Annotated in this window: 21 protein-coding genes, 4 pseudogenes and 1 other annotated feature; of the genes and pseudogenes, 20 read left to right on the forward strand and 5 right to left on the reverse strand. The window is 38.0% G+C overall.

All coding sequences use genetic code 11. From position 1 onward, the window contains the following. Nucleotides 1-121: helix-turn-helix domain-containing protein (locus QM409_RS09890; protein WP_414305305.1), on the reverse strand; the 121-nt coding region annotated here is incomplete at its 3' end. A gap of 215 nt (nucleotides 122-336) precedes the next feature. Here QM409_RS09890 and QM409_RS09895 point away from each other — a divergent pair. Genes QM409_RS09895 through QM409_RS09915 form a run of 5 tightly spaced genes read left to right on the forward strand, consistent with a single transcriptional unit; the run spans nucleotide 337 to nucleotide 7,746 of the window. Beyond that, on the forward strand, nucleotides 337-1,173 hold the full coding sequence (locus QM409_RS09895) for a LicD family protein (RefSeq protein WP_414305650.1): 837 nt from the start codon (nucleotides 337-339) through the stop codon (nucleotides 1,171-1,173). Continuing rightward, nucleotides 1,170-2,138 carry a glycosyltransferase family 2 protein gene (locus QM409_RS09900; RefSeq protein WP_414305651.1) on the forward strand — a complete coding sequence of 323 codons (969 nt, stop codon included), beginning with the start codon at nucleotides 1,170-1,172 and terminating at the stop codon, nucleotides 2,136-2,138. Before QM409_RS09895 ends, QM409_RS09900 begins: the two co-directional genes overlap by 4 nt. A 21-nt stretch (nucleotides 2,139-2,159) precedes the next feature. Next, a complete protein-coding gene (locus QM409_RS09905) occupies nucleotides 2,160-4,316 on the forward strand; it encodes a LicD family protein (RefSeq protein WP_414305652.1) in 2,157 nt (718 codons plus the stop codon). Between the two features lie 45 nt (nucleotides 4,317-4,361). Beyond that, complete coding sequence (locus QM409_RS09910; protein WP_153210117.1) at nucleotides 4,362-5,174, forward strand: LicD family protein; 813 nt, start codon at nucleotides 4,362-4,364, stop codon at nucleotides 5,172-5,174. 43 nt (nucleotides 5,175-5,217) lie between these two features. Continuing rightward, nucleotides 5,218-7,746 carry an MBL fold metallo-hydrolase gene (locus QM409_RS09915; protein ID WP_414305653.1) on the forward strand — a complete coding sequence of 843 codons (2,529 nt, stop codon included), beginning with the start codon at nucleotides 5,218-5,220 and terminating at the stop codon, nucleotides 7,744-7,746. Between the two features lie 49 nt (nucleotides 7,747-7,795). Here the strand turns inward: QM409_RS09915 and QM409_RS09920 are convergent, their stop codons facing one another. Next, the gene (locus QM409_RS09920; RefSeq protein ID WP_414305654.1) at nucleotides 7,796-9,274 is read right to left on the reverse strand and encodes an oligosaccharide flippase family protein; all 1,479 of its coding nucleotides are present in this window, start codon (nucleotides 9,272-9,274) and stop codon (nucleotides 7,796-7,798) included. Nucleotides 9,275-9,398: 124 nt separating this feature from the next. Here QM409_RS09920 and mecA point away from each other — a divergent pair, with 124 nt between their 5' ends. From mecA to QM409_RS09990, 14 genes and pseudogenes are all read left to right on the forward strand, one after another. Continuing rightward, nucleotides 9,399-10,139: an adaptor protein MecA gene (gene mecA, locus QM409_RS09925; RefSeq protein WP_173214131.1), complete on the forward strand. Its 741-nt coding sequence runs from the start codon at nucleotides 9,399-9,401 to the stop codon at nucleotides 10,137-10,139. 147 nt (nucleotides 10,140-10,286) lie between these two features. Continuing rightward, complete coding sequence (locus QM409_RS09930) at nucleotides 10,287-11,573, forward strand: homoserine dehydrogenase (protein ID WP_045611310.1); 1,287 nt, start codon at nucleotides 10,287-10,289, stop codon at nucleotides 11,571-11,573. 1 nt (nucleotide 11,574) lies between these two features. Beyond that, entirely contained in the window at nucleotides 11,575-12,444 is an 870-nt protein-coding gene (gene thrB / locus QM409_RS09935) for a homoserine kinase (RefSeq protein ID WP_024057159.1), read from the forward strand. Nucleotides 12,445-12,656: 212 nt separating this feature from the next. Further along, on the forward strand, nucleotides 12,657-13,595 hold the full coding sequence (gene msrB, locus QM409_RS09940) for a peptide-methionine (R)-S-oxide reductase MsrB (RefSeq protein ID WP_414305655.1): 939 nt from the start codon (nucleotides 12,657-12,659) through the stop codon (nucleotides 13,593-13,595). Nucleotides 13,596-13,655: 60 nt separating this feature from the next. Continuing rightward, nucleotides 13,656-15,380, forward strand: coding sequence for an ABC transporter ATP-binding protein (locus tag QM409_RS09945; protein WP_414305656.1), 1,725 nt, complete (start codon nucleotides 13,656-13,658; stop codon nucleotides 15,378-15,380). Nucleotide 15,381: 1 nt separating this feature from the next. Beyond that, the gene (locus QM409_RS09950; protein WP_414305657.1) at nucleotides 15,382-17,130 is read left to right on the forward strand and encodes an ABC transporter ATP-binding protein; all 1,749 of its coding nucleotides are present in this window, start codon (nucleotides 15,382-15,384) and stop codon (nucleotides 17,128-17,130) included. A 258-nt stretch (nucleotides 17,131-17,388) separates the two neighbouring features. Further along, nucleotides 17,389-18,648 carry a TRZ/ATZ family protein gene (locus QM409_RS09955; protein WP_084925772.1) on the forward strand — a complete coding sequence of 420 codons (1,260 nt, stop codon included), beginning with the start codon at nucleotides 17,389-17,391 and terminating at the stop codon, nucleotides 18,646-18,648. Between the two features lie 76 nt (nucleotides 18,649-18,724). Further along, nucleotides 18,725-18,860 (forward strand) — a sequence feature (ribosomal protein L10 leader region). A gap of 38 nt (nucleotides 18,861-18,898) precedes the next feature. Then, a complete protein-coding gene (rplJ, locus tag QM409_RS09960; RefSeq protein ID WP_045606104.1) occupies nucleotides 18,899-19,399 on the forward strand; it encodes a 50S ribosomal protein L10 in 501 nt (166 codons plus the stop codon). 72 nt (nucleotides 19,400-19,471) lie between these two features. Beyond that, nucleotides 19,472-19,840, forward strand: coding sequence for a 50S ribosomal protein L7/L12 (gene rplL / locus QM409_RS09965; RefSeq protein WP_001196965.1), 369 nt, complete (start codon nucleotides 19,472-19,474; stop codon nucleotides 19,838-19,840). Between the two features lie 307 nt (nucleotides 19,841-20,147). Next, nucleotides 20,148-20,702, forward strand: a pseudogene (locus QM409_RS09970) (hypothetical protein); the annotation flags it as partial. A gap of 393 nt (nucleotides 20,703-21,095) precedes the next feature. After that, nucleotides 21,096-21,307: pseudogene (locus QM409_RS09975) on the forward strand (hypothetical protein); the annotation flags it as partial. Nucleotides 21,308-21,447: 140 nt separating this feature from the next. Further along, entirely contained in the window at nucleotides 21,448-22,038 is a 591-nt protein-coding gene (locus tag QM409_RS09980) for a type IV toxin-antitoxin system AbiEi family antitoxin domain-containing protein (protein ID WP_153210759.1), read from the forward strand. Beyond that, nucleotides 22,038-22,568 (forward strand): annotated as a pseudogene (locus QM409_RS09985) (nucleotidyl transferase AbiEii/AbiGii toxin family protein); the annotation flags it as partial. The gene QM409_RS09980 and the pseudogene QM409_RS09985, both read left to right, overlap by 1 nt. 66 nt (nucleotides 22,569-22,634) lie before the next feature. Then, nucleotides 22,635-22,715: pseudogene (locus QM409_RS09990) on the forward strand (IS200/IS605 family transposase); the annotation flags it as partial. A gap of 135 nt (nucleotides 22,716-22,850) precedes the next feature. Here the strand turns inward: QM409_RS09990 and QM409_RS09995 are convergent. From QM409_RS09995 to QM409_RS10005, 3 genes are read right to left on the reverse strand one after another with little or no spacing between them, the layout of a single operon-like run. Then, a complete protein-coding gene (locus tag QM409_RS09995) occupies nucleotides 22,851-23,462 on the reverse strand; it encodes a hypothetical protein (protein ID WP_414305658.1) in 612 nt (203 codons plus the stop codon). Nucleotide 23,463: 1 nt separating this feature from the next. Further along, nucleotides 23,464-23,628, reverse strand: coding sequence for a hypothetical protein (locus QM409_RS10000; protein WP_000201399.1), 165 nt, complete (start codon nucleotides 23,626-23,628; stop codon nucleotides 23,464-23,466). A 55-nt stretch (nucleotides 23,629-23,683) separates the two neighbouring features. After that, nucleotides 23,684-23,947, reverse strand: a complete 264-nt coding sequence (locus QM409_RS10005; RefSeq protein WP_414305659.1) for a hypothetical protein — start codon at nucleotides 23,945-23,947, stop codon at nucleotides 23,684-23,686. A 447-nt stretch (nucleotides 23,948-24,394) separates the two neighbouring features. On the opposite strand from QM409_RS10005, the gene QM409_RS10010 reads away from it, so the two are divergent. After that, a partial coding sequence (locus QM409_RS10010; protein ID WP_414305660.1) for a SasC/FmtB family protein occupies nucleotides 24,395-26,663 on the forward strand: 2,269 nt, incomplete at its 3' end.

The raw sequence follows: 26,663 nt of genomic DNA on the forward strand, positions 1-26,663 counted from the left end.
TGGAAACAGTAGTCGGGTCTTTTAGAATAAGTTGCCCGATAGCTTTGAAGGTTTCACCGCGCTCTAAACCTAGCTGGATGTCATTACGGTCTGAAAGGGTAAGGTGTTTATATTTTGTCATAGTAGACCTCATTTCTAACTCAAACGTCTCACACTTAATTCCACCATAAAAATCCGTTTTAGACTAATTTCCACTTTGGTCAGGCAAGTGGAAGTTACTTTGAGAAGTTACCTAGTGGTTTGAACTTTGATTTTTCTTAGTGTCTGATGGATTTTTAAGGCTTTTTATGGTATAATAAAACGATATAACTCGTTATTGAACAGAAGAGGAGAGACATGACTGATTTAAAAGCAATTCAGGCTCGTAGTCTGGAGATGGCTGAATATTTTGTGGCCTTTTGTAAAGAACATGATTTACTCTGTTATCTCTGTGGTGGAGGTGCTATTGGTGCCCTTCGAAACAAGGGCTTTATTCCGTGGGATGACGACCTAGACTTTTTTATGCCTCGTAAGGATTATGAAAAATTGGCAGAATTATGGCCTCGTTATGCAGATGAACGTTATTTCTTGTCAAAGAGTAACAAGGATTTTGTCGATCGTAATCTTTTTATTACCATTCGTGACAAGGAAACCACCTGTATCAAACCTTACCAGCAGGATTTGAATTTACCACATGGTTTGGCCTTGGACGTTTTGCCTTTGGATTATTATCCGAAAAATCCAGCTGAGCGGAAAAAACAGGTTCGTTGGGCCTTGATCTATTCACTCTTTTGTGCCCAAACTGTTCCAGAAAAGCATGGCGCACTTATGAAATGGGGTAGTCGCATTTTACTCGGTTTGACGCCAAAATCTCTTCGTTATCGCATTTGGAAAAAAGCTGAAAAAGAAATGACCAAGTATGGTCTAGCTGAGAGTGATGGAATCACGGAATTATGCTCAGGTCCTGGTTACATGAGAAACAAGTACCTAATCGAATCTTTTGAGGATAATCTTTTCTTACCGTTTGGAGAGACAGAGATGCCCGTTCCAGTCGGCTACGATGCCTATCTCAGCACTGCTTTTGGTGATTATATGACACCTCCACCAGCAGATAAGCAGCTACCACATCATGATGCGATTATAGCAGACATGGATAAGAGTTATAGAGAGCACAAGGGAGAATACGGAGCATGATGGGAGAAAAAATAAGCGTTATCGTTCCAGTCTACAATGTAGAAAACTATCTGGAACGATGTGTGGAGTCAATTCTTCATCAGACTTATACCAATTTTGAACTAATCCTAATAAATGATGGGTCTACTGATTCTAGTGGACAAATCTGTTATCATTTAGCAAATCAGTATGAAAATATCAAGGTTTACCATATCGAAAATACTGGTGTTTCTAATGCCAGAAATGTTGGAATTCAGCTAGCGACAGGTGCTTGGATAACTTTTATTGATAGCGATGATTTCGTCATCAATGATTATCTAGCTACTTTAGCTAGTGCAGCTGAGAGAGAACATGTAGGTTTTGTGATTGCTCCTCTACACCATATCAAAAATGGAATAGTGACAGACTTACCCTTGTATTCTGGTAGAAAGGAACTTTGGTCAACAGAGGAAACCATGAAAGAATTACTGATGACTACCAGAACGTCATTCTTTCCAGTCGCAAAACTATTTAAGAGAGACCTACTGACAGATGAAAAATTTAATACAGACTACCATCTAGCTGAAGATGCCTTATTTTTAACGGAATTGTTACTAAAGACAAGATGTAGTAGTGTATTCATTGATAAACCAATTTATTATTATGATCATCGTGAGGGAAGTGCGACAACATCTGTTAATCGGCATGTATTTGACACTATAAAAGTTTATACGAGAATTATTGCTCAAGTATCACAAGTCTTTCCTAATTTAAAATACGAATTAAAAAATAGAGAATGTTGGTCGTACATCACAGTTTACGATAAAATTATCTTTACTTCATCTGAACAGTATCAAAAGGAGAAAGTAGACCTAAGGGCTTGGATTGTTCAGCATCGGCGCGAAATATGGAAGGATGCTTATTTCACTACTTTTCGCAAGGTAGCGATTCTTTCACTTGTCATTTCTCCATGGCTATATAAGAAAATTGTTGGATTAAAAAACTAATATCATGAGAAGGAGTTGAAAATGAATTTTTCAAAATTGGATGAATACTTTGAAAAATCAAAACTATGGATTGCGTATCTATTTGTTTTTGTTTCGATTTTAAGTATGAGTTCACTGGTTTATAAGATAGCAAATCCCCTCTACAAGGGATTATCAGCGATTGTAGTGCTTTATATTTGCTATACCTTATTATTTAAGTGGAAAGAAATCACAGTAGATCGCAAATTTCTATCCTTATTTGGACTCTTAGCTGGAAGTCATCTGCTATCAGCTATTTTCAATCGCTCTGGACATCTGATTGGAAATGTGATTGAAATCCTCTTCATGGTAACCTATGTTTTATTATTTACCATGTTACAATCAGGGCAACTTAAAAAATTATTTGACTGGATTGCCTATACGGTTCAAATTTTATCTTTTTCTTCAGCAATTTTTGCGTTTGGTTTATTGGTAAGTAGAGTCCTTATCCTATTTAAGATTGGCGAACAATCTTATTACTATGGTGTTATGAATGGACGTCTGTGGGGGATTGTTAATCCAAATGCTAGTGCTATTTTTTCTTATATTAGTATTGTTTTTGCTTTGTATCTCATCAACAAAGGAAGTAGGTACTCGATTTATCTGAAGATAAATAATGTAATTCAATTTCTAAATTTTGCGGCTATGCAAAGTAGAGGGGCGCTCCTATCGGTCATATTGATGCTTGGGGTATATTGTCTATTCGTTACTAGAGGTAATCTTGTCAAAAAGATTGTTACATTTGCAGTTGCTGCTACCTTGGTTACCAGTGCTGATATTGGTCTAAGTTACTTGAACTCTATTTATATTTCATCTGGAAGAACTGCTATCATTGATTTAAATAAGGGTGAATCCTATTCTGAAATAGGCTCGGATATAGAAAAGAAAAATACTGAACTTCATTTGATTGAAACAACTCCTAGTGGTCGTACGTATATTTGGAAAAATGCAATCAAAATGGGAATTGAGAAACCAGTATTTGGTTATGGTGTTCGAAATGTCTCAGATTATTATACCCAATATTTTAGTAAATATGAAATTCAAAATTCACTCATTGGTGGTAATTTCCATAATATATTTATTACAATTTTTGTAAGTTCTGGATTCTTAGGACTCATTTCTTTTATACTCATAATCGCTTATGTAAGTTTACGTTTTATAATCTATTTAATTGTAACTAAGAAAAATGATGAAAAATTAATTATAATTTTATTTTTTGGGATTTTATTTGGCCAATTATTTGAAAGTCAAATCATCTACTCCACAAATTTTATCAACATAATTTTCTGGTTAGTAATTGGTTATGGTTTAACGATTTTTTTGAAAGAAAAAAAAATCCGTTATGAGGAGGTAACAGATATTTCTGAAATTCAACAAATGGAATTAGGGATTATGGAGTACATTCATGAAGTTTGTCAGAAAATTGGTGCCAAATATTTCTTATCGTATGGTAGTTTAATTGGTGCAGTTCGTCATAAAGGTTTTATTCCATGGGACGATGATATGGATATTTGTATGCTTCGTGATGATTATGAAAAACTGCAAGATTATATGCTTGCACATCCAGATGAACGATATGAACTTATGTCTTATAAAAATAATATCAAATATGTCTATCCTTTCATGAAGATCAAAGATAATCAGACCTATCTAGTGGAGGAGGATGTGCGAATTGATTCAAATATGGGAATCTATATAGATATTTTTCCTGTAGATGGTTATGAAGATGATCAGTCTTTTAAAGACAAGATGACCAAGATTATTAAAAAGCGTCAATTAAGTTGTTACACATTCAAAGGAATTACGAATACTAAAAGTGTAGTAAATTCAATTATCCGCTATATTTCTGTTATTATCTTTTATTTCACTAATACAAATAAGTATGTTTCTCAAATTGATGAATTGGCTAAGTCAAGAAAAGTAGAAGATTATGAACAAGCAGATTACCTTATTTATAAAGATATGAACAAACCTGTTTGGAAACGCGAATGGATAGAAGATGTTGAAACTGGCAATTTTGAAGGCAAGGAATTTATGATACCAAAACACTACCATGAAATTCTCACTTCAGATTATGGAGACTACATGCAGTTGCCACCAGTAGCTCAACAAGTTTCTCATCATGATTTCAAACTATGGAAAATTGTGGATAATGGATAATATTTCTTTGTTAAAGGAAAGAGAAAAAAATTAGGAGTTACAAAAATGTCTGAGAGAATCTTAAGTCTAGAAGAGATTAAGCAAGTGGAACTTGATATTCTAGAGTATTTACATGAAATCTGTGAAAAACATGATATTAAGTATTTCATCGATTTTGGAACCTTACTAGGAGCTGTACGCCATAAAGGATTTATCCCTTGGGATGATGATACAGATATTTCCTTGGCACGAGATGAATTTGAAAAACTTTATAAGATTTTAAAAAATGAAAATCATCCATACTATAAATTGATTTCCTTTAGAGAAACAAAGGGATATCCATACAGTTATATGAGAGTCTATGATATAAGAACACGTAGAGATGCCAATCTTAGAGATTCTAAGGTTGTATTGGGAACCTGTGTTGATATATTTCCGTATGATGGTGTCGCAACGGAGAAAAGTGACCGTAAAAAAATGAAACTCTACCAATATCTTATTCGCCTCTCTTCTTTAAATTTTAAGGGTATCAAATCTGAGATGGGGGGACTTAAAAATCTACCTCGCTACATTGGGTCAGCTATTTTTCAACTAAGTTCTCCACAAATTTGGAATCAAAAATTAGAGAATCTTGCTTTGAAATATAGTTTAGACCAAGCTGAGTATCTTGCTTGTACGATATTTGATCCTAGCTTTTCAGAGGGAATCAAAAAAGAATGGCTCTATGACTTGATTGATGTACCATATGAAAATATTGTAGTGAAGGCTCCAAGAAAATACCATGAAATACTTGTCTACGAATTTGGAGAAAACTATATGACTCCACCACCTATTGAGCAACAAGTCCCAGGAGGGGATAAAAACTACTGGATTGATTAGATTAGTAAAAGTTGCTTATTGTTAAGATAAAGGAGTTTTCAAGGTGAAAAATAAATGGTTATTAAAATCAGTTAGATATAGTGTTCTCGCATTCTTTCTATTACTGATTCAGTTATCGCAAGGAGTAGATGCAGATACTATCTCTGCAGGTTCGGGCAATCGTATCCATTTCATAAATACTAAAGCAAAATCTGGAAGTGATGCCATCCTTCTGGAAAGTAATGGTCATTATGCTTTGATTGATATGGGAGAAGACTATGATTTCCCTGATGGGAGTGACCCACGCTATCCAAGTCGCTGGGGAATTTCCATGAGAAATTATCAAGTATTGGAGGATCGATTGATTCGCCACTTGGATCAAATAGGTGTAAAAAAATTAGATTTTATTATAGGAACTCATGTTCATAGTGATCATATTGGTGGAGCAGATGAGATACTTAATCGTTACCAAGTTGGTAAGTTTTATTTAAAAAAATATTCAGATGAACGGATTACCTCACACTGGGGGCTATGGGATAATCTTTTCAATTATGATAATGCTTTGAGAACAGCTCAAAAACGAGGAGTTACGCTTATCCAGAATATTTCAGATGAGGATAGCCATATAAAATTAGGTGATATGGATATCCAGCTCTACAACTATAAGAATGAATATGATGCTGACGGGAATCTGAAAAAAGTTCGAGATGATAACTCCAACTCCATTGTTTCAGTAGTGACTGTGGCAGGAAAGAGAATCTATCTTGGTGGAGATTTGGATAATGCCGAAGGAGCAGAAGATAAGTTAGGTCCAGTTATCGGCAAGGTTGATATGATGAAATGGAATCACCATTATGATGCAACAATTTCAAATACGATTAATTTCCTTGAAAACTTATCACCAAAAATGATTATTCAGACAACTGGTGGAGATATTAATGTTGCTTCAACTAGAGAATACCTTCAGAAGAAAAATATTCAGGTTCTTCGTGCTGCTAGCCAAACTCAAGACGCTACTGTTTTTGATATTAGCGATAAAGGATTTGCTAATGTTTCAAATACCTTCCCTGATATCCTAGTAGTTGACGAAAAATGGTATCAAGAAGATGGCTATTGGAAATATCGTTTGTCTGACGGGGAAATGGCTATCGGCTGGAAAGAGATTGGCGGAGCCACTTACTTCTTTAATGGAAAAGGACAAATGCAAGCAGGTCGCTGGCTTCACCTTAATGACGACTGGGGAGAAAATGCCAAGGGGAATGATTACTATCTGAACAAAAATGGTAAAATGCAAACTGGTGGATGGTTCAAGCTAGATAACTCTTGGTATTATATCCAGTCGAATGGTGCTAGACGATTTAGCGAGCTCTCTGAAATTGGAGGGAAAAAATACCTTTTTGCGGCAGATGGTAAGATGCTGACAGGACACCAAGTTTTTAATGGTAAGAAGATGTTCTTTAGCGAAAGTGGTGCACTCCAAACAGCAGGTAAGTCTTCAACTTGGCAAAAGATTGATTCAGATTGGTATTTCTATGATGAGGATGGACTAAAGACCATCGGTAAAAAGAATATCAACGGAAGCACATACTACTTTAATCAAGAAGGTATCATGCAAACTGGCTGGGCCTTTGTTGATGGTCACTGGAACTATTTTGCAAGTTCTGGAGCTATGAAAACTGGCTGGGTCAAGAATCAGGAAACATGGTATTATTTGGATAAAGATGGCATCATGTTAACTGGCAGCCAAGATATCAATGGTGTCCGTTACTATTTGAATGCCAGTGGCGCCATGCAAACAGGCTGGACCTTTGTTGATGGTCACTGGAACTATTTTGCAAGTTCTGGAGTTATGAAAACTGGTTGGTTGAAAGATAATGAATCATGGTATTATTTGAACCCCGAAACAGGTATCATGGTCGTAGGCTCTAAAGAAATTGACGGTAAAACCTATTTCTTCAAATCCTCAGGTATCATGCAAGTTGGATGGCAATGGTCAAACGATTCTTGGCATTACTACGCTACGTCTGGCGCACTCCAAACTGGTTGGTTGAAGGATCAAGGAACATGGTATTATCTTGAAGATCAGGAAGGTATCATGCTGGTCGGTTTCCAACAAGTGGATGGTAAGCAATATTACTTTAGTGCATCAGGTGTCATGCAGACAGGCTGGAAATGGTTTGATAATCATTACCGTTACTTTGAATCAAATGGAGCCATGAAAACTGGTTGGCTAAAAGACAAAGGCGTCTGGTATTATCTAAATCCTGAAGATGGTATTATGTTGGTTGGCCTTCATAAAGTTAATGGTGATCAATATTACTTTGATTCAACAGGAGCAATGCAAACTGGCTGGAAACAGCTTGATGGCAATTGGTACTATTTCCAAGCAGATGGTTCCTTGTTGAAAAATGCAACTACGCCTGATGGTTATAAGGTAAACGAGGAAGGCATTTGGAGACAGACTGTTGCTGCTGTAAACGGCGAAGCAGATCAGTCAGAAAAGAAGCAAGAAGCTAATTCCTCCATTGCTGAAGAGCCAAAACAAGATTCAAATCTAGAAGTCAATACTTTTGACAAGAAAGAAAAAGAATAAATCAGAAACACCCTACTAGTAAACGTTCGTTTATCAGTAGGGTGTTCTTTTAGTTTCTTTTGATCTTAGCTAATACTAGGTTCAGTGCATAGTGAAGTGTTTTATCCTTAGTGAGAAAGAGTGTTAAGAGATAGTAGATTCCACAAGTAGCTATGGTAGAGAGAACCATGAGAATCATATTGAGGTTCACCGTATAGGAACTGATTTGGAAAATCATCTTGAAAATATAGAAGATTGGGATAAATCCAAGGGATATGAGACTATAACGTGTTAAGGTCATAAAGATTTCTTTTAAATTAATTAGTTGATGTTTCTTAATAAAATGAATTTCTAAGAGAACAACGATGGCTTCCGCAATAATGGTAGTAGCAATATAATACTCAGGGGCAAAAATATTATTGATATACAAGATACAGTTGAAGAGGAGATTTGCTCCCCCACCAGCAAAGTAGAAAGTGGTCAAGTGGTTCTCGTGGTCATTGATAAAGATAATTTGCTTACCAAGAATCAATTCAATAGCCCAGATAATGGTTCGAAAGGCGAAGACGCTGGTCACGATACCTGCCTCAAGATACTTTTCAGAAGAGTAGATAACCGTTGCGTACTTTCCCAAAATCATAATCCCAAAACTAGTTGGAATCATGAGAAAATAGAATAATGATGCTGCTTGATTTACAAGATAATTATAAGAATTGTAATCCTTTTTCCCGAGGTAGTATCCGAGACGTGGAATGCTGACACTGATAGCTCCACTTAGGACACCTGCAATCAGCATAACGATGCTATAGGCAATTGTATAATAAGAAATATAGTTTTCATCAGGGCCTTTGGTGATAAACATTCTATCAAGTAAGGTATAGAGCATGTTGGCGTTCGCTAGGAGAAGCATAGTCAAGAGTGGTTTAGATGCTTTGACTAATTCAACAAGACCGATCTTAACAAAGGAAACTTCTCGCTTAATCCAGAGAAAACTGAGTAGATAGTTGAGAATTGTCGTTGCACTCATGATGATTGCATAAGGTACGATATCGTCTGGAGTTTTTACAAAGGTGAAGATAGCGACCAACATGGCAATACGAATAACCAATGTTTTGTAGAGGATGAAAGAATAATTTTCATAAGCCTCGTTCATCCACTCGATATAAAGGAATTGGAAGAGAGCCTGGACACCAAGTATATAGTAGAGTTCTTTCAAATTTTCAATACTATTATCCAGGTAAATAAATAGGAAATAGATACTTGTTGTTAGAACAGATGTAATAATGGAGATATAGAATAATTTCGAGAAAACATAGTTGATTTTATTCTTATCATCCTTGACCTTACTGATAGCACGAATCCCGTAGTTGTAGATTCCAAAAGCAGCTAGTGGTATGACAAAACTTGCCCAAGTATTAGCAGTATTGAAATAACCGTAGTTGGATTTGCTGAGAATCCGTGTCAGATAAGGATTGGTTATCAGAGGAAAAACGATATTGAGAACATTGACTAGCAAGCTAGCCAGTGCATTAACTTTTATATTTTTCATTGTACTTTCTTTCTTGTATTGTAAAATGGTCTCTAGTATTATATCACATTCTCGCTTCATTCTTTTGATAAAATCGTAAAAATCTAGTATAATAGATAGAACTGAAAGTATGAGGTTACTAGCAATGAAAATGAAACAAATCAGTGATACAACTTTAAAAATCACGATGTCTTTAGAAGATTTGATGGATCGAGGAATGGAGATTGCTGACTTTCTCGTTCCTCAAGAAAAAACAGAAGAGTTCTTTTATGCTATCTTGGATGAGTTAGAGATGCCTGATAGCTTTCTAGATACAGGTATGTTGAGCTTCCGTGTGACTCCAAAACCTGATAAGGTAGATGTCTTTGTGACCAAATCAAAGATTGACCAAAATCTAGATTTTGAAGATTTATCGGATTTGCCAGACATGGAAGAATTGGCTCAAATGTCGCCAGATGAATTTATCAAAACCTTAGAAAAAAGTATCGCAGACAAAACCAAGGATGACATCGAAGCGATTCAATCTCTAGAGCAAGTCGAAGCTAAGGAAGAAGAGCAGGAGCAGGCTGAACAAGAAGTTGAAAGCAAGAAAGAGCCTTATATCTACTATATCCTTTCTTTTGCTAAGTTGGCTGACTTGGTGGCTTTTGCCAAGACAGTGACTTTTGAGATGGAAACTTCTGAACTCTACAAGATGAACGAGCGCTATTATTTGACTATTCTAGTGGATATTGAAAATCATCCAAGTCCATATCCAGCTTGGCTGTTGGCCCGTATGCGCGAGTTTGCGGACGATAGTGACATCAGTCGCTCAGTTTTGCAAGAGTATGGTCAAGTCTTGATGAATCACGATGCAGTGCTTAATTTGCAAAAGATTGGTTCATAATTTTAAAAATCAATTTTCATCTATCAAGAAAGACGAATCATGGGATTCGTTTTTTCTTTTCTAGATTGAAATAGTGATTTACTATAATAGGAATTTTCACAAAATTCTGTTATAATGGCTATATTAGAAAATTTCGAGGAGACAAACATGACAGTTAAAATTGCTTTACTAGGATTTGGTACCGTTGCAAGTGGTGTGCCTTTCCTCCTAAAGGAAAATGGAGAAAAAATCAATCAATCAGCACATTCAGAGATCGAAGTTGCTAAGGTATTGGTCAAGGATGAAGATGAAAAGAATCGCTTGCTTGCAGCAGGGAATGACTTTAACTTTGTAACCAATGTGGATGACATTTTGTCAGATCAAGACATTACGATCGTAGTGGAATTGATGGGGCGTATCGAACCAGCTAAGACCTTTATCACTCGTGCCTTGGAAGCTGGGAAACACGTTGTTACTGCTAACAAGGACCTTTTGGCTGTCCATGGTGCAGAATTGTTAGAAATCGCTAAAGCTAACAAGGTAGCACTTTACTATGAAGCAGCAGTAGCTGGTGGGATTCCAATTCTTCGTACTTTGGCAAATTCCTTGGCTTCTGACAAAATCACTCGTGTCCTTGGCGTGGTCAATGGAACTTCCAACTTCATGATGACCAAGATGGTCGAAGAAGGCTGGTCTTACGATGATGCTCTTGCCGAAGCGCAACGTCTAGGATTTGCAGAAAGTGACCCTACAAATGACGTAGATGGGATTGATGCAGCCTACAAGATGGTGATTTTGAGCCAATTTGCCTTTGGCATGAAGGTTGCCTTCGATGACGTAGCCCACAAGGGAATTCGTAACATCACACCAGAAGATGTAGCTGTAGCTCAAGAGCTTGGTTATGTAGTGAAATTGGTTGGTTCTATCGAGGAAACTCCTTCAGGAATTGCTGCAGAAGTGACTCCAACCTTCCTTCCTAAAGCGCATCCACTTGCCAGTGTGAATGGAGTAATGAACGCTGTCTTTGTAGAATCTATCGGTATTGGTGAGTCTATGTACTACGGACCAGGTGCGGGTCAAAAACCAACTGCAACAAGTGTTGTAGCAGATATTGTCCGTATCGTTCGTCGTTTGAATGATGGTACCATTGGTAAAGACTTCAACGAATACAGCCGTGACTTGGTCTTGGCAAATCCTGAGGATGTTAAAGCAAACTACTACTTCTCAATCTTGGCTCCAGACTCAAAAGGTCAGGTCTTGAAATTGGCTGAAATCTTTAATGCCCAAGATATTTCCTTCAAGCAAATTCTCCAAGATGGAAAAGATGGTGACAAGGCGCGTGTCGTTATCATCACACACAAGATTAATAAAGCCCAGCTTGAAAATGTTTCAGCTGAATTGAAGAAGGTTTCAGAATTCGACCTCTTGAATACCTTCAAGGTGCTAGGAGAATAAGATGAAGATTATTGTACCTGCAACCAGTGCCAATATCGGGCCAGGTTTTGACTCGGTCGGTGTAGCTGTAACCAAGTATCTTCAAATAGAGGTCTGTGAAGAACGAGATGAGTGGCTGATTGAACACCAGATTGGCAAATGGATTCCTCATGACGAGCGTAATCTCTTGCTCAAAATTGCTTTGCAAATTGTACCAGACTTGCAACCAAGACGCTTGAAAATGACCAGTGATGTTCCCTTGGCGCGTGGGTTGGGTTCTTCCAGCTCGGTTATTGTTGCTGGGATTGAACTAGCCAACCAACTGGGTCAGCTCAACTTGTCTGACCATGAAAAGTTGCAATTGGCGACTAAGATTGAAGGGCATCCTGACAATGTGGCTCCAGCCATTTATGGTAATCTCGTTATTGCAAGCTCCGTTGATGGGCAAGTCTCTGCTATCGTAGCAGACTTCCCAGAGTGTGATTTCCTAGCCTACATTCCAAACTATGAATTGCGTACTCGAGACAGCCGTGGCGTCTTGCCTAAGAAATTGTCTTACAAGGAAGCTGTTGCGGCCAGTTCTATCGCCAATGTGGCAGTTGCAGCCTTGTTGGCAGGAGACATGGTGACCGCTGGGCAAGCAATCGAGGGCGACCTCTTCCACGAGCGCTATCGTCAGGACTTGGTGAGAGAATTTGCGACGATTAAGCAAGTAGCCAAAGAAAATGGTGCCTATGCAACCTACCTCTCTGGTGCTGGGCCGACAGTTATGGTTTTGGCTTCTCATGACAAGATGCCAACGATTAAGGCAGAATTGGAAAAGCAACCTTTCAAAGGAAAACTTCATGACTTGAAAGTTGATACCCAAGGTGTCCGTGTCGAAGCAAAATAAAGAATAGATGATAGGATGGGGAAACTCTTGACTAGAGGGCTTCCTATCCTTTTTTTGAAAATAAGTTTATACTCAATGAAAATCAAAGAGCAAACTAGGAAGCTAGCCACAGGTTGCTCAAAGCACCGCTTTGAGGTTGTAGATAAAGCTGACGTGGTTTGAAGAGATTTTCGAAGAGCGTTAGTTAAGAACTTGATAAAGGAGAAATAAAGATGGCAGAAATTTATCTAGCAGGAGGTTGTTTTTGGGGCTTAGAGGAATATTTTTCCCGCATTTCTGGAGTGCTAGCTACCAGTGTTGGCTACGCTAATGGTCAATTCGAAACGACCAATTACCAGTTGCTCAAGGAAACAGACCATGCAGAAACGGTTCAAGTGATTTACGATGAGAAGGCAGTGTCACTCAGAGAGATTTTACTTTATTATTTCCGTGTCATCGACCCTTTATCCATCAATCAACAAGGGAATGACCGTGGTCGCCAATATCGAACTGGGATTTATTACCAGGACGAAGTAGACTTGCCAACTGTCTACACTGTGGTGCAGGAGCAGGAGCGCATGCTGGGTCGAAAGATTGCAGTGGAAGTGGAGAAACTACGTCATTACATTCTGGCTGAAGACTACCACCAAGACTATCTTAAGAAAAATCCTTCAGGTTACTGTCATATCGATGTGACCGATGCTGATAAGCCATTGATTGATGCAGCAAGCTATGAAAAACCTAGTCAAGAGGTGTTAAAGGGCAGTTTATCTGAAGAATCCTATCGTGTTACCCAAGAAGCTGCCACAGAGGCTCCATTTACCAATGCCTATGATCAAACCTTTGAAGAGGGAATTTATGTAGATATTACGACAGGTGAGCCACTCTTTTTTGCCAAGGATAAGTTTGCCTCAGGTTGTGGTTGGCCAAGTTTTAGCCGTCCGATTTCCAAGGAATTGATTCATTATTACAAGGATCTCAGCCATGGAATGGAGAGAATTGAGGTTCGTTCTCGGTCGGGAAATGCTCACTTGGGTCATGTTTTCACAGATGGGCCTCGGGAGTTAGGTGGCCTCCGTTACTGTATCAATTCTGCTTCCTTGCGCTTTGTGGCCAAGGATGAGATGGAAGAGGAAGGATATGGCTATCTACTACCTTACTTAAACAAATAAATCAGAGAGGGTGGGTACTTCCCACTTTCTTCATTTCTAGAATACGAATAGAAGGGATTTATGAAACACCTATTATCTTACTTCAAACCTTACATCAAGGAATCGATTTTAGCACCTTTGTTCAAGTTGTTAGAAGCTGTTTTTGAGCTCTTGGTTCCCATGGTGATTGCTGGGATTGTTGACCAATCATTGCCCCAAAAAAATCAAGGTCATCTCTGGATGCAGATTGGTTTGCTTCTTATCTTTGCAGTAATTGGTGTTGTAGTGGCCTTAATAGCTCAGTTCTACTCAGCTAAGGCTGCGGTTGGATTTGCCAAAGGACTGACAGATGATCTTTATCGTCATATTTTGTCTTTACCTAAGGACAGTAGAGACCGTTTGACAACTTCTAGTTTGGTGACTCGCTTGACTTCGGATACCTACCAGATTCAGACTGGTATCAATCAATTCCTGCGTCTCTTTTTGCGAGCGCCTATTATCGTTTTTGGGGCCATTTTTATGGCCTATCGCATCTCAGCTGAGCTGACTTTCTGGTTCTTGGTCATGGTTGTGATTTTGACTATCGTCATTGTAGGGCTATCTCGACTGGTCAATCCTCTCTACAGTAGTCTCAGAAAGAAAACGGACCAACTGGTTCAGGAAACGCGCCAGCAAATACAAGGTATGCGGGTTATTCGTGCTTTTGGTCAAGAAAAACGAGAGTTACAAATTTTTCAAACCCTTAACCAAGTCTATGCTAGATTGCAAGAAAAGACAGGTTTCTGGTCTAGTTTATTAACACCTCTGACCTATCTGATTGTAAATGGAACTCTCCTAGTCATTATCTGGAAAGGCTATATTTCTATTCAAGGAGGATTGCTAAGTCAAGGTGCTCTCATTGCCCTTATCAACTATCTCCTACAGATTTTGGTGGAATTGGTCAAGCTAGCCATGCTGATAAATTCTCTCAATCAGTCCTATATCTCTGCCAAGCGAATCGAGGAAGTTTTTGCTGAGGCTCCAGAAGACATCCATTCAGAATTAGAGAAAAAGCAAGTTACTAGCAATCAGGTTTTACAAGTTCAAGAATTGACCTTTACCTATCCTGATGCGGCCCAGCCTTCTCTGAGAGACATTTCCTTTGATATGCAGCAAGGGCAAATCATTGGTATCATTGGGGGAACGGGTTCTGGTAAATCAAGTTTGGTGCAACTCATCCTTGGACTTTATCCAGCAGACAAGGGGAGCATTTACCCTTATCGAGATGGATCTAGTCCTAGTAATTTAGAGGAGTGGCGGTCTTGGATTGCCTATGTGCCCCAAAAAGTCGAACTCTTTAAAGGAACTATTCGTTCCAACTTAACTTTGGGTTTAAATCAAGAAGTGACTGATCAAGAACTCTGGCAATCCTTGGAAATTGCGCAAGCCAAGGATTTTGTCAGTGATAAGGAAGGACTCTTGGATGCTCTAGTTGAGGCAGGAGGGCGAAATTTCTCAGGCGGTCAAAAACAAAGGCTGTCTATCGCACGAGCAGTCTTGCGCCAAGCTCCATTTCTCATCCTAGATGATGCGACCTCTGCCCTGGACACCATTACTGAGTTCAATCTCTTGAAAGCTATTCGAGAAAATTTGCCAAATACAAGCTTAATTTTGATTTCTCAAAGAACATCGACTTTACAGATGGCTGACCAGATTCTCCTCTTGGAAAAAGGTGAGCTCCTAGCTATCGGCAAGCACGATGACTTGATGAAGACCAGTCAAGTCTATCGTGAAATCAATGCATCCCAACATGGTAAGGAGGACTAGTATGAGACGACAAACTGCAAACCAGACGCTCAAACGTTTGGCTAAAGACCTTACAAGTCATACCTTCCTTCTTTTTCTAGCCTTTCTAGGAACCATTGTCCAAGTTGCCTTATCAATCTACCTACCTATATTGATTGGGCAGGTCATCGACCAAGTCCTAGTGGCTGGTTCTTCACCAGTTTTTTGGCAGATTTTTCTCCAAATGATCTTGGTGGTCATAGGAAATACCCTCGTGCAGTGGGCCAATCCTCTCCTCTATAATCGCCTAATTTTCTCTTATACCAGAGACTTGCGAGAGCAAATCATCCATAAGCTCCATCGTTTACCGATTGCCTTTGTGGATCGGCAAGGCAGTGGGGAGATGGTCAGTCGGGTGACAACAGACATAGAACAGTTGGCAGCTGGCTTGACCATGATTTTTAACCAATTCTTCATTGGTGTCTTGATGATTTTAGTCAGCATTCTAGCCATGATTCAAATTCATCTCCTCATGACTCTTTTGGTCTTGCTGTTGACGCCACTGTCTATGGTAATCTCACGCTTTATTGCCAAACGCTCCTATCATCTCTTCCAAAAGCAAACAGAGACGAGGGGAATTCAGACTCAGTTGATTGAAGAATCGTTGAACCAGCAGACCATTATCCAGTCCTTTAATGCTCAAGAAGATTTTATCCAAAGACTGCACGAGGCGAATGCCAACTATGCAGGTTATTCACAGTCAGCTATCTTTTATTCTTCAACGGTCAATCCTTCGACTCGCTTTGTCAATGCGCTTATTTATGCCCTTCTAGCTGGAGTGGGAGCTTATCGTATCATGATAGGCTCTACCTTGACCATTGGACGCTTAGTGACTTTTTTGAACTATGTTCAACAGTACACCAAGCCTTTTAATGATATTTCTTCAGTGCTAGCTGAGTTGCAAAGTGCCTTGGCTTGTGCAGAACGTGTTTATGGAGTCTTAGATAGTCCTGAGGTGGCTGAAACAGGTAAGGAAGAGTTGACTAGTGACCAAGTTAAGGGAGCTATTTCCTTTAAACAGGTTTCTTTTGGCTACCATCCTGAAAAGATTTTGATTAAGGATTTATCTATTGATATTCCAGCTGGTAGCAAGGTTGCTATTGTTGGTCCGACAGGTGCTGGAAAATCAACCCTTATCAATCTTCTCATGCGGTTTTATCCCATTAACTCTGGAGATATCTTGCTGGATGGGAAATCCATTTATGACTATAGTCGTGCCTCTTTACGCCAGCAGTTTGGAATGGTGCTCCAAGAAACCTGGCTCAAGCAAGGGACCATTCATGACAATATTTCCTTTGGAAATCCTAAAGCCAGTCGGGAGCAAGTGATTGCTGCTGCAAAAGCAGCCAATGCAGATTTTTTCATCCAACAGTTGCCACAGGGATACGATACCAAGTTGGAAAATGCAGGAGAATCTCTCTCTGTCGGTCAAGCCCAACTCTTGACCATCGCCCGGGTCTTTCTAGCTATCCCTAAGATTCTTATCTTAGACGAGGCAACTTCCTCCATCGATACACGGACAGAAGTGCTAGTTCAGGATGCATTTGCTAAACTCATGAAGGGGCGTACAAGCTTTATCATTGCTCACCGTTTGTCAACTATTCAGGATGCAGATTTGATTCTTGTCTTGGTGGATGGCGATATTGTGGAGCATGGCAATCATCAGGACCTCATGGCTAGAAAAGGCAAGTATTACCAAATGCAGCAAGCTGCCGCTTTTAGCTCTGAATAAGCCTTTCTATTTTGAAATCTTATGGACAAAAAAAGTTGCCTTCGGGTGACTTTTTTGTTACAATAGCTAGAAAAATTATTCACTGTAATACTCAATGAAAATCAAAGAGCAAACAAGGAAGCTAGCCGTAGGTTGCTCAAAACACTGCTTTGAGGTTGTAGATAAGACTGACGAAGTCAGTAACCATATATCTAATCCAAAGTGAAGCTGGCGTGGTTTGAAGAGAGTATAAATTGTCTTATAGAAAAGGAGCCTAGAATGAAAGTCTTTCAGCATGTAAATATCGTGACTTGTGACAAAGATTTCCATGTTTATCTAGATGGAATCTTAGCCGTTAAGGATTCTCAAATCGTCTATGTTGGTCAAGAGCAGTCAGAGATTATAGAGCAAGCTGAGCAGATTATAGACTATCAGGGAGCTTGGATTATGCCTGGTTTGGTCAATTGTCACACCCATTCTGCTATGACCGGATTGAGAGGAATTCGAGATGATAGCAATCTCCATGAATGGCTCAATGACTATATCTGGCCTGCAGAAGCAGGATTTACTCCCGACATGACTACTAAGGCGGTCAAAGAAGCTATGATAGAGATGCTCCAGTCAGGAACAACAACCTTTAATGATATGTATAATCCCAATGGTGTGGATATTGAGCGGATTTATCAGGCAGTGAAAGATTCCAAGGTGCGTTGTTATTTCTCACCGACTCTTTTTTCTTCAGAGGCAGAGACAACTGCTGAGACTATAAGTAGAACTCGAGCAATCATTGAAGAAATTATTGGATATAAAAATCCAAATTTCAAGGTGATGGTAGCCCCACATTCTCCCTACAGCTGTAGTAGAGACTTGCTGGCAGAAAGCTTAGATCTGGCAAAAGAGTTGAATATTCCTATCCATATCCACGTGGCGGAGACCAAGGAGGAGTCAGGAATTATCCTGAAACGATACGGTAAACGTCCTCTTGATTTTCTCGAAGAACTGGGTTACTTAGATCATCCATCTGTCTTTGCTCACGGGGTCGAATTAAACGAGAGAGAAATTGAACGTTTGGCAACTTCTCAAGTGGCTATCGCTCACAATCCTATCAGTAACCTCAAACTGGCCTCAGGAATCGCTCCAATTATCCAACTCCAAAAAGCGGGAATGGCAGTAGGAATTGCGACAGATTCAGTTGCTTCCAACAACAACCTTGATATGTTTGAGGAAGGACGAACAGCAGCTCTCTTACAGAAAATGAAGAGTGGGGATGCCAGCCAATTCCCTATCGAAACAGCTCTCAAGGCTCTGACAATCGAAGGTGCTAAGGTCCTAAGAATGGAAAATCAGATAGGAAGTCTGGAAGTTTGCAAGCAAGCAGATTTTCTGGTCATCCAACCACAAGGGAAAATTCATCTCCAACCTCAGGAAAATATGCTGTCCCACCTCATTTATGCAGTCAAATCCAGTGACGTTGATGATGTTTATATCGCTGGAGAACAGGTTGTTAAGCAAGGCCAAGTCCTAACAGTAGAACTTTAAAAGAAAAATCACGAAAAAAGTTTAAAAAAAGTTTGCAAAAATCTTGCATTCTTTTTTTGACTATGCTATACTTATATACGGTTTGAAAAAACTGCCTAAGACAGTAGGGGAGCTCGACTCATAAATATCCTACCGAGGACAAAACGTATCATGTAAAAAGAAGCGTATTGTACTTTCGTGTCTAGGTTTGGGCGCGTTTTTCTTTTGAAAAATTTCCCCAAGCAAAATAATAACGGAGGTGAACACACTAATGAGTGAAGCAATTATTGCTAAAAAAGCGGAACTAGTTGACGTAGTAGCTGAAAAAATGAAAGCTGCTGCATCTATCGTCGTTGTAGACGCTCGTGGTTTGACAGTTGAGCAAGATACAGTTCTTCGTCGTGAGCTTCGTGGAAGCGAAGTTGAGTATAAAGTTATTAAAAACTCAATCTTGCGTCGTGCAGCTGAAAAAGCTGGTCTTGAAGATCTTGCATCTGTATTTGTTGGACCATCTGCAGTAGCATTTTCTAACGAAGATGTTATCGCACCAGCGAAAATCTTGAACGATTTTGCTAAAGACGCTGAAGCACTTGAAATCAAAGGTGGTGCAATCGAAGGCGCTGTCGCATCTAAAGAAGAGATTCTTGCTCTTGCAACTCTTCCAAACCGCGAAGGACTTCTTTCTATGCTCCTTTCTGTACTTCAAGCGCCAGTGCGCAACGTTGCTCTTGCAGTCAAAGCGGTTGCAGACAACAAAGAAGACGCAGCTTAATCTTAAGCTACGCAGCGTAGCCTAGCTACGAAAATCTATTATAAATTTAAAACATATTTGGAGGAAATAACAATGGCATTGAACATTGAAAACATTATTGCTGAAATTAAAGAAGCTTCAATCCTTGAATTGAACGACCTTGTAAAAGCTATCGAAGAAGAATTTGGTGTAACTGCAGCTGCTCCTGTAGCTGTAGCTGCAGCTGGTGCTGCTGACGCTGGTGCTGCTAAAGATTCATTCGACGTTGAATTGACATCTGCAGGCGACAAAAAAGTTGGCGTTATCAAAGTTGTACGTGAAATCACAGGTCTTGGACTTAAAGAAGCTAAAGAACTTGTTGACGGTGCACCAGCACTTGTTAAAGAAGGCGTTGCAACTGCAGAAGCTGAAGAAATCAAAGCTAAATTGGAAGAAGCTGGAGCTTCAGTTACTCTTAAATAAGAGGCATATACCAATTAAAATTCGGAATACTATAGTATCAGCCTTTTAGAATCGTGAACACATTTTAGAAACTGATAAATTTATTTAGTTTCCCACCAAAAACCCTACCAAAAATTAATTTGGCAGGGTTTTTCTTTTTAATAAAATTATTTTGGAGAACAGTTGAATATTGTTCTCCTTTTTTTATTTTCTGGAGGGAAAATGACAAAAGAATTACAATCATCACGCTATATTGTTATCTCATTTTTAGTACGTGAAATGGGAATAGATATTGTTGAGGCCATATCTCTTATGGCTGAATTGGAAAAAAGTGGCATTTGCCATGTCCTCTCTTGGAGTTGGAGTGGGTTATGTAACTGTGCTTTTTATCGGAATCAGTGGATTTTCTTTTCTAGTGGGAAGTCTGATAAGTGGTTTTGGACAGTTAGATTATCCCTACCCAATTTATAGCTTAGTGAATCAAGAGGTAACTATTGGAAAGATACAAGATGTGTTATTTCCTGGCTTGTTATTAACTTTCTTAGCCTTTATCGTCATTGTGGAAGTAGTGTACTTGATTGCTTACTTTTTCAAGCAAAAAATGCCTGTCCTCTTTCTTTCACTTATTGGGATTGTTGGCTTATTGTTTGGTATTCAAACAATTCAGCCTCTTCAAAAGATTGCACATCTGATTCCCTTTACTTACTTACGTTCAGTAGAGATTTTGTCTGGAAGATTACCTAAGCAAATTGATAATGTCAATCTAAATTGGGACATGGGGCTAGTTTTATTTCCTTGCCTGATTATCCTTTTGTTAGTGGGGATTCTATTTATCGAAAGATGGGGGAGTTCACATAAAAAAGAATTTTTTAATAGATCCTAGCTTTCCTATAGGGAAAATAAGTAAAAACTAACATAGAGAGGGAATCAACTTGATTCTCTCTCTATGATTCGAAAACCAAGCCAAAATACAAACACAAACTTTTCAAAAAAAGGACCTGATTTTTAGATATTCATAATGAATGTAATTGTTGACAAATATGGACTAATTGCGTATAATGAAGATAATTAAATGATATAATTACTTGTGGGCTAGTGGATATGGTCTGCACCCGCCTGTGGGTTCCGCTCTCAGTTCAGACTGTTTGTTGAGAAAAAGAATAGCAGGACTGCCTACTCTTGAGGAACAGATAGGGCATATCTAGCGTGAGGTGAAACTCAATATGTGGGAGAGAAGGAAGCAGGAGCTTCCTTCTCTTTTTAGGAGAAAATTCAAATGACTTATACTTTGGAATGGCTAAAGACTTTTGATGGAGAGATTGATATTCTCAATGTTAAGATGGATGCTTGGCCAATACTATTGAGAAAAATGTTTCTCAGTACAAATATATTTATTAGACAGATATGGAGAACTGTCCTGAAATTATTCTATCAGTCCCAAACTCCTCCATTCCTCATCTATTAGGATTATCTAGAGAATATCGGATTACTTCTTCTTTATAATAGCTGGTCTGTCTTAGTTATAGATTCAGTTTGAAATAAAAAACTAAATAAATTGATTTTAAAGAAATAAAATGCTAACATATATATAGGATGTTAGCATTTTGTTTCTAAGAAAGGAGAATGATATGGTTGATAAAAGAGAGAAGCTGATGAACTCTTTCAATCAGTATGGTTTTTTAACTTTTAAACAAGTAATGGATGAAAATTTACACTACAAAACCTTATTGAAAATGGTTACAGAAGGAAAAATCGATGCTGAAGAAAAAGGGTTATATCGCTTACCTGATATTTATTTAGATGAGTGGTTTGTCCTTCAGTATCGATTTCCAAAGGGAATCTTTTCTTTGGAGACAGCACTTTGGTTACATGGTTTATCTTTGACTATCCCTTTTAACATGACGATGAGTTTTCCTTATGGTACGAATACCAAAAACATTAAGGAAGCAGATATATGTCCTGTTATCTTACGCTCTCACTATAGTGAAGGAATTGTTGAGATAGAGCGTCTTCCTGGTCAATTTATTAAAGTTTATGAAGTTGAACGTGTTTTGGTTGAATGTCTAAGACCAGTTCATCAGGTGGATCTTCAAATTATTGCACCAGCTTTTAAGAAATATTTTCAACAGAATCAAATTCATTTACACAAATTATTTTATTATGCCCAGCTATTTAAAGTAACTGATAAGTTACAATCTTATACGGAGGTGCTATCTTAATGTTTTCAAATGCGAATAGCTTTAAAGCAAAAATCAAAAATATTTCAAAAGATAAGGGAATTCCAGCTCAACAAGTACAACAACATTATTTAATTGAGCAAGTGTTAAAGCTGATTTCTACTAGTTCTTATAGAGATTCCTTCATTGTAAAAGGAGGGTATCTAATAGGTCAAATGATTGGACTAGATAAGCGAACCACAATGGATTTAGATGTCACTCTGAAGGGAACCGAAATGAGCAGAGAAAATTTGATTCATATCTTTGAAGAGATTCTTTGTTCTAAAACTGATGGATTTTCATTTTCAGTAGATAAGCTAGAGCCTATTCGCCAAGATGATGAATATGGAGGATTTTCATTAAAATTAAATGCAACTTTTGATTCATTAAAGGAGGTTGTTTTTATTGATATTACTACTGGTGATAAGATCACACCAAGAGAAATAACTTATTCAATGACTTCTATCTTTACTAATGAAAGCATCAAGATATGGACATATAATTTAGAGACTGTACTTGCTGAAAAGTTAGATAAGAAATATATTCAAGATTAAAGAAATTATCCAGTGGATGATTTCTTCATGAGTATGAAAATTTGAGAACAAGTAAAGCATGATATAGCACTAGATAAATTGAGTGTAAAAGAATATGAGGATCCCTTTAGAAATAGTGGTAAGTAATACTAAAGCTTCTTTGAGAGGCAAGTGACGAGTCAAGAGCAGTAAGGCTTGAACAAAGTGAAAGCCAGCGTCCTTAGGCGCTGGCTGGTAATTTGGGCTTATAGCCCTGGTACAAACCACCCGTTTGACGGGTGGTCATGATTTGTTATAGAGTGACATATTTAATGCCATAGGCTGATAACTTACTTGATGATCGTCTTTAATCAATTGACTGTAAGCAACAAATCCGAACTGTTCATAAAATTTAATGACTTTAGGATGATTGATGCTATCTAGAAATACCATCTGAGTTCCTACAATTGCTCGAAATTCTTCCATTTTTTTAATTACAATTTCAAATAACTCTTGTCCGGATAGTTTATTTAGCTTTGTGTTTTTGCCGAATTGACCGATAAGTAACACAGGGAGATAATCAATATTTTTGGGACTTTTCCCTTTTAGGACGAGTTTCTTTTTTAAGGATTTCTCTAAATCAGAAATATCAACAACTTTGAGAGATAAACTAAAGAATCCTATGATGTTATTTGTTTCAGTTTCTTCAACGATAAAATTACGAGAACGATGTTGTTTTTCAAAATTGGGAGCTTTATCAGATAGATAAATCAACATCTCTTCATTATCTTTGAAATTAACATTTTCTAAAATGATAGTTTTAAATAGCTCCTGAACTTGTTTCTCAGTTTTATCAGGAGCCAGCACTTGAATATTTTCAAGATATTGCTTAAGTGGTGTTACTTGAATTGTCATCTTACAGATACTTTGAAATGAGTTTATTTTTCGTTGGAGCGGTAGCGTCCTGTGATTCAATAGATTTCAAGACTGCTTGTAGCTTTTTAGATGGTTTATGATTAAGAATTTTTAGAGCATCTTCGTTTGTTAGTTTTATATCACGTGTTAAACTGATTGTAGCCATTTGTTCTACCTCCTGTTTCTACTTAAATTCATTATAGCTTATTTTGAACAAAAGTTCAATCTGAAGATAGTGTATGTTTTCTATAGTGTATAAATCCAAAATAAGTTTTTCTCTTGCGTTTGTAGCTCATATTCGTTAGAATAATGGTGTAGATGAGTGGTCGGCTCATGGTCAATCTGATAGTAATCTTGGACATAAGGGCCAAGCGGTGGCGGACACCCGAACGAAATCCGATAGCAATCTTGGACGTAAGGGCCAAGCGGTGGCAGACACCAGAATAAACCGACTGACTAGGTTGCCTACAGGTTCTGTAAGTCATCTTTTTACTTTGACAATAATGTTTTGTCATTTTAAGGAGAACGTAGTTTTGGCTCGTGCTCTTTTTTTGTGAAAGTTCTTTCATGGAATATTTGAATTGATTGGAGTGAAAAAATTAACTAAGAAAGAATGAAACATATATAAATTATTAACCAACGTGACTCGGATTAAAGTGGATTGACGGATGGTCAAGTATTAGCAATACTATCTAATAGGATAAATATTTATGTAATTTAAAATGTTATAAAAATTTAATATTTCTGAATAAATAATTTTTATTCAATTAAAGCTATAAATTCAAGGAAAAACCTCATTTCTATGAATATATATATATATATATATTCGTGAAATATTAAATAGGTTTAAAAAGATGAAAAAGGGATATTGAATTATTGGGATAATAGTGTAATCTAGTTAGATACAAATATTTATTTTGGAGGAAATTTAGATGTTTCATAAAGGTAAACACGATCGTGAAAAGCAATTACGTTTTTCTATTCGTAAAGTCAGCTTTGGTGCAGCTAGTGTCGCAGTAGCTGCGTTTTTCATGTTTTTAGGAAATGGAGGAGTATATGCTGCAGAGCAAAGCGTGCCTTCAACTAATGGGGAGACACTAGCACCGCAACCTAAAGAACTGAATGCCCAGAATGGTAACTATGAAGGTAATACAGTAGCCACTAGTCCTGCTGCAACAGTAGAGACAAATACTCAACCTTCAACAGTTGAAAATAGTCCCTCTCCAGAATCAGCACCCCAGAAGGTGGAGACTCTAGATAAGAAAGAATTAACAGATTTAATCAAAGAGATTGATGGCAAGTTTGCTAAAGGAACATATGCTACTAAGACAGAAGAAAGCGTTAATAATCTTAGAACTATCTTAGACGAATCAAGAACTGTTTTAAGCACTGCAACAACTCAAACTGAATTAACTGCAGCATATAGAAAGTTAATTACAGCGACATCAAAATTGCAAACAAAATCTGAAAAGAAAAAAGAACAACCATTAGATAATACAACTGATAAGTTAAGTGAAGGTAAAAAACTTACCAGCGCAGAGAAGACTTTGGAGTCTAATTCTATTGCAAACTCAGGTTCTAGAGATGAACGTAATGGGAAAGCGTTGGATACAAATAACCCATTCCGTACAGATTCAACTCCTGGCACTGTAACAAGCACAGATCCCCTAGCTACGAATGCAACAAATGTAGCTATTGTAAATGGTAATTTTAATGATACTAGCCAAGGAGCAGTACTTCCAACTGCAACATCAGATCCTATTACTGTCAAGAACGATATAAGTAAATTAACAGGATGGAAACCTGTTAATTCAACAACAACAACAGTTCCTCTTATTTGGACTGCGAAAGCATCTCAATATGGAGATGCTTTTCCGGGTGACAGAGGTTCTGGAATAGGAGCTGTTTTAGCAGTATATCCAGGAAGAGAATCGTGGAGTGGTAGTCCAAAACCTGAATTTGGTCCTATTTATCAAGATATTGATGTAGTGGGTGGCCAAGAGGTGAAGGTAACTTGGAGAGGGACAACGGTAAATATAAATAGTGGTAATAATGGAGCAAGACTAGTTGTTAAAAATCCAGAAACAGGAGCTGTACTAGGTCGGTATGAAAAAGGTTATGCTGGTACTCCGATGGGAGAAATGTCCGTTCTTGTAAATGTTCCTGAAGGCTTAACAAAATTAAGACTTCAATTTGAAACAGCTCTTAATAGAAGTACAGAAAATCATAGCTATGATAGTAGTTTCAATAAACCAGCTATATCATCTAATGAGAATGCAGGAGGAGTTGTAAGTAATGTTCGTGTGGCTAGCGGTTCTTATCTTGTATCTGAAGTTGTGAAGACTACTTATGAATCTACAGCTACTTCTGCTACTTCTACTACTGTGGATACTACTGTGACTGTAAAAGTTGTTAATAAAGGATTCTCAACTTCTACAAATAATCAGTATAGAGTTGAGTTGCCAGAAGGTGCAACATTAGTGGGAACAACAGGTACAAGCTCGGCCCAACTAAATGGAACTAGTTTGACTCTTGGTTTTAACAATTTGGACCCTAAACGAGAACAGACTTTAACGTATACTTTTAGTTTGCCAACTACCAAACCAATTGAAAAACAATTGGAGGGAACAGTTTCTTATCAAACTTCAGGAAATCTGATTGATAACGGAACTAAAAAAACAGGTAGTGATACAGTTGCACAACAAACAGTTAAGATTAATATGTATAAAGCTGATCTGCAGGCAGAGGCAGCTAAGGTAGCAACATTAAATCAAATCGATTATACACCTGAAGCATGGGCTGCTTATCAAGCAGAATTAGCTAAGGCTCAAGAAATATTGAATGAAGAAACTAACAATGTAGAAATAGCGAATCGAAAAAATCAAGCAGATATTAACGCCCAGACTTTGTTGCTTCAAAAAGCTCAAGCTAAATTAGAAGTTGATAAGGCTAAAAAAGCTAAATTAACAGCACTTGAAGGTACTCCAAACGCAACGAAAGAAGAAAAAGATGCGGCTAAACAAGCAGCACAAGACGCAGCAACAAAAGCAAATCAAGCAATTGACGCAGCAACTGACAATGCAGGAGTAGCAACAGCTCAAACAGACGGTATAGCAGCAATTGAAGCTGTAACCCCAACAGTAGCAGTTAAAGCAGCGGCTAAAGCTGAAGTAGCGAAAAAATTAGCAGAAAAATTAACAG

The organism is Streptococcus mitis (assembly GCF_047465045.1).
In the GTDB taxonomy this organism is placed as follows: domain Bacteria; phylum Bacillota; class Bacilli; order Lactobacillales; family Streptococcaceae; genus Streptococcus; species Streptococcus mitis_DT.

Excerpts from the sequence above, each read along its gene's own strand:
- QM409_RS09895 (WP_414305650.1), top strand. The coding sequence starts at position 337 with ATGACTGATTTAAAAGCAATTCAGGCTCGTAGTCTGGAGATGGCTGAA.
- QM409_RS09900 (WP_414305651.1), top strand. The coding sequence starts at position 1,170 with ATGATGGGAGAAAAAATAAGCGTTATCGTTCCAGTCTACAATGTAGAA.
- QM409_RS09905 (WP_414305652.1), top strand. The coding sequence starts at position 2,160 with ATGAATTTTTCAAAATTGGATGAATACTTTGAAAAATCAAAACTATGG.
- QM409_RS09910 (WP_153210117.1), top strand. The coding sequence starts at position 4,362 with ATGTCTGAGAGAATCTTAAGTCTAGAAGAGATTAAGCAAGTGGAACTT.
- QM409_RS09920 (WP_414305654.1), bottom strand. The coding sequence starts at position 9,274 with ATGAAAAATATAAAAGTTAATGCACTGGCTAGCTTGCTAGTCAATGTT.
- mecA (WP_173214131.1), top strand. The coding sequence starts at position 9,399 with ATGAAAATGAAACAAATCAGTGATACAACTTTAAAAATCACGATGTCT.
- QM409_RS09930 (WP_045611310.1), top strand. The coding sequence starts at position 10,287 with ATGACAGTTAAAATTGCTTTACTAGGATTTGGTACCGTTGCAAGTGGT.
- thrB (WP_024057159.1), top strand. The coding sequence starts at position 11,575 with ATGAAGATTATTGTACCTGCAACCAGTGCCAATATCGGGCCAGGTTTT.
- msrB (WP_414305655.1), top strand. The coding sequence starts at position 12,657 with ATGGCAGAAATTTATCTAGCAGGAGGTTGTTTTTGGGGCTTAGAGGAA.
- QM409_RS09945 (WP_414305656.1), top strand. The coding sequence starts at position 13,656 with ATGAAACACCTATTATCTTACTTCAAACCTTACATCAAGGAATCGATT.
- QM409_RS09950 (WP_414305657.1), top strand. The coding sequence starts at position 15,382 with ATGAGACGACAAACTGCAAACCAGACGCTCAAACGTTTGGCTAAAGAC.
- QM409_RS09955 (WP_084925772.1), top strand. The coding sequence starts at position 17,389 with ATGAAAGTCTTTCAGCATGTAAATATCGTGACTTGTGACAAAGATTTC.
- rplJ (WP_045606104.1), top strand. The coding sequence starts at position 18,899 with ATGAGTGAAGCAATTATTGCTAAAAAAGCGGAACTAGTTGACGTAGTA.
- rplL (WP_001196965.1), top strand. The coding sequence starts at position 19,472 with ATGGCATTGAACATTGAAAACATTATTGCTGAAATTAAAGAAGCTTCA.
- QM409_RS09980 (WP_153210759.1), top strand. The coding sequence starts at position 21,448 with ATGGTTGATAAAAGAGAGAAGCTGATGAACTCTTTCAATCAGTATGGT.
- QM409_RS09995 (WP_414305658.1), bottom strand. The coding sequence starts at position 23,462 with ATGACAATTCAAGTAACACCACTTAAGCAATATCTTGAAAATATTCAA.
- QM409_RS10000 (WP_000201399.1), bottom strand. The coding sequence starts at position 23,628 with ATGGCTACAATCAGTTTAACACGTGATATAAAACTAACAAACGAAGAT.
- QM409_RS10005 (WP_414305659.1), bottom strand. The coding sequence starts at position 23,947 with ATGACTTACAGAACCTGTAGGCAACCTAGTCAGTCGGTTTATTCTGGT.